Source organism: Streptomyces sp. NRRL WC-3626, from assembly GCF_000718785.1.
In the GTDB taxonomy this organism is placed as follows: domain Bacteria; phylum Actinomycetota; class Actinomycetes; order Streptomycetales; family Streptomycetaceae; genus Streptomyces; species Streptomyces edwardsiae.
In genome coordinates this window covers 1-202 of sequence record NZ_JOCA01000091.1, presented here as the reverse complement: position 1 = coordinate 202, position 202 = coordinate 1, and the positions used below count along the sequence as shown (strand labels likewise).

The following is a 202-nucleotide window of genomic DNA, read 5'->3' as shown; positions in this document are numbered from 1 at the left end:
CGTGTCCGGTGGCGGGAGTGCCGACGGTACGCGGATCCAGTTGTGGACGTGCAACGGGACGGGGGCGCAGAAGTGGGCGGCCCAGTCGGACGGCACGGTCCGTAACCCGCAGTCGGCGAAGTGCCTGGACGCCTCGGGCGGGACCTGGGAGGACGGAACCCCCGTGCATCTGTGGACCTGCCACACCGGAGCCAACCAGAAG

The 202-nt window shown here is 70.3% G+C and carries 1 protein-coding gene; it reads left to right on the top strand.

Going from position 1 to position 202, the window contains the following annotated elements:
- A partial coding sequence (locus IF28_RS36840; protein WP_037894917.1) for an RICIN domain-containing protein occupies positions 1-202 on the top strand: 202 nt, incomplete at both ends.